Source organism: Xenorhabdus sp. PR6a, from assembly GCF_028599065.1.
GTDB lineage: Bacteria > Pseudomonadota > Gammaproteobacteria > Enterobacterales > Enterobacteriaceae > Xenorhabdus > Xenorhabdus doucetiae.
Genome location: NZ_JAQRFJ010000101.1, coordinates 1 through 6663, shown reverse-complemented (window position 1 = coordinate 6663; position 6663 = coordinate 1). Strand labels below are relative to the sequence as shown.

The 6663-nt window shown below is 42.9% G+C and carries 6 protein-coding genes and 1 pseudogene; 1 reads left to right on the top strand and 6 read right to left on the bottom strand.

Going from position 1 to position 6663, the window contains the following annotated elements:
• Positions 1–254: 254 nt before the first annotated feature.
• Genes PSI15_RS16840 through speD form a run of 4 tightly spaced genes read right to left on the bottom strand, consistent with a single transcriptional unit; the run spans position 255 to position 4385 of the window.
• The gene (locus tag PSI15_RS16840; protein ID WP_273584536.1) at positions 255–1508 is read right to left on the bottom strand and encodes an MFS transporter; all 1254 of its coding nucleotides are present in this window, start codon (positions 1506–1508) and stop codon (positions 255–257) included.
• Positions 1489–2595: a cytochrome P450 gene (locus tag PSI15_RS16835; protein WP_273584535.1), complete on the bottom strand. Its 1107-nt coding sequence runs from the start codon at positions 2593–2595 to the stop codon at positions 1489–1491. Before PSI15_RS16835 ends, PSI15_RS16840 begins: the two co-directional genes overlap by 20 nt.
• Complete coding sequence (locus PSI15_RS16830) at positions 2588–3982, bottom strand: coproporphyrinogen-III oxidase family protein (protein ID WP_273584534.1); 1395 nt, start codon at positions 3980–3982, stop codon at positions 2588–2590. Before PSI15_RS16830 ends, PSI15_RS16835 begins: the two co-directional genes overlap by 8 nt.
• A 1-nt stretch (position 3983) precedes the next feature.
• Positions 3984–4385 (bottom strand): adenosylmethionine decarboxylase, encoded by a 402-nt coding sequence (gene speD, locus PSI15_RS16825; RefSeq protein WP_273584533.1) that lies wholly within the window; start codon positions 4383–4385, stop codon positions 3984–3986.
• A 723-nt stretch (positions 4386–5108) separates the two neighbouring features.
• Between speD and PSI15_RS16820 the strand changes: the two are divergent.
• Positions 5109–5518, top strand: a pseudogene (locus PSI15_RS16820) (recombinase family protein); the annotation flags it as partial.
• Positions 5519–5565: 47 nt separating this feature from the next.
• On the opposite strand, the gene PSI15_RS16815 reads toward PSI15_RS16820, so the two are convergent.
• Positions 5566–5889 (bottom strand): transposase, encoded by a 324-nt coding sequence (locus tag PSI15_RS16815; protein WP_443256111.1) that lies wholly within the window; start codon positions 5887–5889, stop codon positions 5566–5568.
• Positions 5890–6199: 310 nt separating this feature from the next.
• Positions 6200–6490 (bottom strand): hypothetical protein, encoded by a 291-nt coding sequence (locus PSI15_RS16810; RefSeq protein WP_273584532.1) that lies wholly within the window; start codon positions 6488–6490, stop codon positions 6200–6202.
• Between the last annotated feature and the right edge of the window lie 173 nt (positions 6491–6663).

Here is a 6663-nt window from a genome sequence, read left to right as displayed (position 1 = left end):
CCCGCGGCATTTTTCTATCAATTAGCTGAGTAAAAATCAATCACCTTATCTTCACTCGTGCTTTCTTTGTTAATGCGACAGAACCCGCATTTATCCTGCCCGGCTCGCAATCCATTTCGCCGGACTCACAATAACTGCAAATCATTATCATCATATTAACAAACCAACTGGCAGCATCTCGTTGTGCAGTTCAGTAGTGCGGGCTGGATCCAGTTCATTGGTGATTGGCATTCTCCCCGTACTAAAGTGGGGGGTTAGGATAAGCCGTCAGGTTCATTTCTTCCCGTCTGGCTGCTGTTCTTGTTCTTCACTGTTTTCCTGGTAAGAAAAGCCATACTAGTGATACCGGTCAGTGTGATAAGTGAACTCATTCCCACAAAAGCAATCATCAAACCACCGACGGCAAAAAGCCCGGAAATCACTCCTGAAAGCGCTTCGGCTGTGTTCGCCAGCGTGGAAAACGTGCCAAATGTCTTACCTATGTTATCAGCCGGAGACCAAGACTGTATGACTGTTACAAGAGAGATATCAACAAATGCCCCGCTAATACCAAGAACAAACGCGAGGGGGAGAAGAAATTTCAATGAATGAAAAGCTGTGAAGGACATTAATAACAGCAGCAAGCCGTAAACGAACCAGTGTTGCATCACCTTTTCTGGAGACGTTGACCGTACAAATCTCCCGTAAAGCAACCCGCCGGTGATCGTGCCAGCAGCCATAAGTGAAAAAATCCAGCTGGTAAACACCTCGCCCTGACCGTGACTGACCGTCACGGCAGGAATAATAAAACGGATAACCGAGCCGGTAAATAGAATGCAGACGGAGGAGCCTAATATGACGATGAACAAGCAGCGAGTGTCCCAGTATAGCTGCTTAATGCCGTATAAGGTTTCCTGATATACGTTTTTAATCCGGAAAGGCGCTCCTTTTGCTGCGTCTGTTTCGGAAAATGTTGAGAGAATCATTATCGATACGGCATATGTCACTGCATTGAATAAAAGGACCCATGGTTTATCCGTGAATAACAGAATAAGAGAACAGAGAAGGGGACCGACCACTGAGGCAGTCTCCTCAGCTACCTGCGAGACGCCGTTAGCACCGGTAAGTCTGTCAGTGTCCACTGTTCTGGGAACCGCGGTCTGATAGCTCGGCTGGAAAATACTGCGACCGATGGTTGTCAGAATGGACGCCACAATAAGGATGGTAATGTCGACTGCACCACTCAGACTGCTGATAAAGAGAATCAGCGACACCGTCAGACGCAACCATTCACTGATTAACAGATTATTTTTAAGACGATAATTATCTGCCATCCATCCACCAATGGGGCCGAAGAACAGGAAAGGAATAAACCGGAAAAAATAAACAAAGCCGGTCAGGAGATAGTTATTATGCGTGCTTTCCAGCACAATAAATACGAAAACCACCTCATAGGCATAATCACCGGACTTTGAGATGAAAAGAGATGAGAGAAGCGTACGAAAATTTTTAACTTTCATCCAGTTCATGACTGTTCATTCCCATGCTAAAACGAGATGCTCCCAGCGCCGACACTCCTTCTGCAAGACCGGTAATACTGACATTCCTGATTGAACTGCGCACACTGGGGTCGGCTATAAATGATGAGGCAACGTTGAGCGAAATTCCCATACCGATGCACATATGCATACCGGTGCCGAAGGACAGTGGTTTGTTTTTCCGTCCCGGGATAAACCGGAACGGCTCATTAAACACTTCGGGATCGAAATTGGCCAGGCCGGTATAAAACATCACCCTGTCCCCCATTTTCAGACTCTGTCCTCTGAAAATGAGATCCTGAGACATAACCCTGCCTACAGACAATACGGGGCTGTATAAGCGTGAAGCCTCAATCACCACATCCCGCGCATTCTCTGCACTGACTTTCAGACTGAAGTGTGATATAGCCCAGAGTGCAGCCACAATAAGTTGCATGGTCGTCTGATGGGCCGCAATGTAGGCTATAGCTCTGTCTGACACGTTTATATCACTACAGGGAGCATCACCTGCGACCAGATTTCTGCAGGCATCAAAGATGGTAAGAAAAGAATGCACTATTTCAACAAAATGCTCTTTCCCCTCAACCCTTCCGTCGAAAAGCATCCCCACATTGTGGGCATGAGCTGCCAGCTGGTTTGATGGTTCTAATCCGACCAGCCTAGCTGCAAGCATATTATTGAGAGAAATGAGATCATGCTCGTCAAGATATTTCTTCCGATTTAGCAATGACAAAGTCCTTTTAATCAGCTCATCGCGAGGGATGTTTTTAAAATTCTGATGGATAACCCTGACGACATCACTGTTACTTTCGTCGCGAAAAATCAGCGACTGATTAATGAGTGAGATAAAACGTTCAACAACTTTTTTTTCCCCATCAAACATGCTTAGGGGAATAATCATTCTTTTCTTTGTGACGTACTGACTGTTGAGCAACTGTGAACATGAATGATAATCATAAATGATCCAGTATTTTTTGTCAGAATGATAATATATACCTGTGCGTTCATTGTCACTGCGAACAACTTCATCATACCTCTTTTTATACGCCTCAGTGAGCGACAAAGATGATTCAAACATACAGAAGCTCTTTTTTAGCAATGAATTTCCCGGGGATATTCAACTGTTCAGTAATGAACCGTTTCATAGCAGTTTGATCGGCTTCTGGCATAAGCCAATACATGATGTTGGTATACCAGTACCAGCCAAGTTTAGTAAGATATAATTTTTCAGCATCCTCCGTGACAAGTTGATGTTCTTTCAGTTGGGATAGTTTTTCCTGTAACGCAAATGGTATTTGTAACATACTTACTTTAGATTTTTCTATTTCACCATGATAGGGTAGTCGAAGAATGAATGGTTTCATTTCATCCAGAATTCCGGGATGCTGACTAATAGTCGACGGAACAGTATTTTTTTCAAGTACTGAGGTAATATACTTCTGACGACTCGATGTGTTCGTAATGACATGTCCGCGCAGGGAAGATACAGCATTAACGCCAAAACCATGCAAATCATGATCGGCATATCCGTACACGTGTTCATGATATAAGAAACTGTAATCCTGACTCACTACAGAGCTATCTACATTGTCCGTTCTGACATAACCATGACCGTTATGTGGCATAAATCCTTTACTTCGCATGTAAGCGTCAACCAGCATATTCATAGTAAACTTTCGGGTTGCTGATGTGACTGGCATTCCCTTATCCTTAATGGATTTATGTAGTTTTGACTGTGTCATAACATTATCAATAGGATAAATGTCTATGTTTGTTGTTCCGAGAGAAACCGCCTGCTCGAGGTCCCTTATAATATCTTCCTCATCTTGTCCGTTCATCCCGTAAAGTATATCGAAAAGCACGGTGCTGAAACTACGATTGAGTATATCTGCAGCAAAATTAATGTGGTCAAATGTCGAGGTCAGATTGAACAGTTCACGCCACACTGGATTGAAAGTTTGCAGCCCAAAACGGGGATGCGTCACACCTATCCCCTTCATTGCAGAAACTTTTTCTTCATTAAGACTTTTAATTTCAATTTCAAACGAAAATTCACAATCAGACGAAACAGAAAAGTGTTTATGTATCGCTGAGCCAATCTGAACAATATTCTCTGGCGAGAGAAGTGAGGGGGTACCTCCGCCAAAAAATATTGACCTTACCGGAACGGCATGATAATCATTATACTCTGCTTTTATTTCTATTTCTCTGATTAATGCTCGGGTATACTGATCAACAAGCTCACTATCTCTGTAGGCTCCTCGCGTAAAAGGGCAGAAGGTACAAATAGTTTCGCAGAATGGGATATGAAAATAAAGTGCTCTGGATGAAGTTCTGGAATTGCTGCGACTCAGTACATCAGACAGACTTTCAGATGATAAACTCTTTCCCTGATTAGGGAAGAAAAAGTTATACACCGGAAACTGGTAATCAAATTTGAATAAACCGTTGTCTTTGATTTTCATCTCAGTTCACCTTTTCAGCCGTTACGCTAACTTTGTTAAACTGCGGTGTATTGATATGGCTTCCACGCTCAATATAACGAACAACTATCCTAGTAACCGAACTCAGGCTGGCTTCGATTTCTCGTATGGCCGAAAGACATTTCTCTCCACAAGTATATAGATCTATGCTGATATAATTACTTTCAGGATAGGTATGGTAGGAAAGATGGGACTCACTTAATAAAAAAATGCCAGTCACACCCTCTCCTCCCACTGTAAACTTGTGAGACAAGAATCCGATTACTTTAAAGTTTGTCTTACTCAAAATGTCCTGAAAGAACACCTGTAGTCGATGCTCATTCTTAAGAAAAATCTCATCATCCAAAACAACATCCAGAACATAATGATGGCCTAAATCTTCCATTTACGCCTCCCGGGATTATGCGTTCCTTAACTGAGGAAGGGCAGCGTCACTGCCCTTTCTCGGCTATTACCAGGCTACACTGTTAAAGTCGTAGTTATCCGCAGATGACTCAGTTACGAACAGTTCAATTGCACTTTCCATAATAAATCCTCTTTTGATGAATATAATGGGTAATATTTCAATTAAGGTCTACATAGCAGGAAATAAAACCTGCCGATATCTTTTATAGTAAAAAGGGGGAGAGATGTTAAGTATAATGTTAATTGTTTGTGATCTTTTTCACAAATCCATTATAAGTGCATGGCTATTGATAGTAAACAGTTAACAAGAGAAATATTGGGCCGACATTTTATATGGTAAAAAAATATAAATATTAGTAAGTTAGATAGTGTCAGATCTCCTTTTGAACCCTCTTATAACTTATGGCACTTTTGAAAACATGAGAGTAAACAATCAGTTTTAGCAATCACACATACCAACATTTTAAAAGCTCAACTATCCAGTAACTATAACAAAACGCAGAAAACCCTGACTCTTTCCATAACTTGTTTCTGAGCAGACGAATGGTTGGGTAATCCGTGGGTTTGTAATTTTGTCACATTGAGGTAAACCCAAAACAAACAATTATCTGAGACAGTTTTTCTGTCTCATTTGGGTTGTTTTTGTCTCATCCTGGTGTTAAGTTTTCATCATCTGGAGTTAAACGAGACAGTTTTCATCGTTATGGCACTTTACGGCTATGCCCGCGTTTCAACCAGTGACCAGGATCTGACCCTACAGACACAAATTCTCCGCGCTGCCGGTTGTGAAATCATTCGTGCAGAAAAAGCCAGCGGAAGCAGCCGGACCGGAAGGAGCGAGTTGCAGCTATTACTGGAGTTCCTGCGCCCCGGTGATACGTTGATGGTGACCCGCGTGGATCGCCTCGCCCGCAGCATTAAGGACCTACAGGATATCGTGTATGCCCTGAATCAGAAGGGCGTAACGCTCAGGCAACGGAACAGCCAGTGGACACGCGCTCGGCAGCAGGTAAAGCCTTCCTCGATATGCTGGGTGTTTTCGCTGAGTTTGAAATCAATCTGCGACGTGAACGCCAGATGGAAGGGGTTGCCGCGGCGAAAGCGCGGGGCGTGACCCTGACAAAGTTCCGTGACCGGCCATTGGGTGCTCAGCCGTGTGATTAACGAGTAGCACCATGGCGTATCTCGCTCATCAACACGGCCGCCTGCTTTAGAATTTCTTTTTCCATTTCCAGACGCCTGACCTGTTTTTCCAGCGCCTGTATCTGGCGTTGTTCGGGCGTTAAGGCTTTACCGGCAGGCGTTACCCCCTGTATTTCGGCCTGATACTGGCGGATCCATTTTCTCAAGGTACTGGCATCAACGGCCAGTGAACGGGCGATATCAATAACCCGTTGATGATGGAGAACAACCTGCTGAACCGCTTCCAGTTTAAATTCAACGGAATAGTGGCGTTTGGTCGGTTTGGGCGGTTTCAATTTCATTGTCATACCTCATTGTCATGTTAATAACATTAGCAGGCTTTTGAGGTGTCCGGATTTAATGTACTACTACAGCTGGCGGTCGGTTTGCCAATATGACGATGTTGATTTGCAGTTATTGTGAGCCCGGTGGAATAGATTGCGAGCCGTTACAGTTAGCGTTCTTTGTTATTTGTATGTTTTTAACAAAAGAAAGTTTTTTTAAATCATTGGCAAAAATAGTTTTAGACATAGCTCGCTCCGTTTTGCTGTGTTGTGTGAACGGAGCGGATCATAGGACGATAACAAAGGGGAAAAAGGAGTATTTGACGGCTTAATTTACTTCGTTTGATTCCGCGTTTTTAAGCAATGTATCAAGCATTTCCTGAGTAATGCGACCATCTTTGAACATTTTGAGCAGCCGTGTTTTTACGCTATTTGCCTCGACAAGAGCTTTTGTTGATTTGTCAAAATCAGCCAGTGTCATATTTTCTAAGATGGTATTCAGCATCAGCTCGATACTCGGCTTGACACCTTTTTCTTTAAGTCTGGCTTTTAGCTGTTCCAGCTTCTCATGTGACTTAGGTGTGGCTCTGAACTGAACCACTTTTGTTTTATTTATCATAAAATACCTTTAGAAAAATACCTTTTTTAAAATTATAGTTATTTAGTAAGTAAGTGAAAAGGGAATTCACCGCCTTCCGACAACATGCCTTGATGGAACCCGTCTGTTTCACGAATGATATTTCGGCGCTCAAATGAGTGTTCTAATAGCTTATTGTTTGAGTAATCTAGATG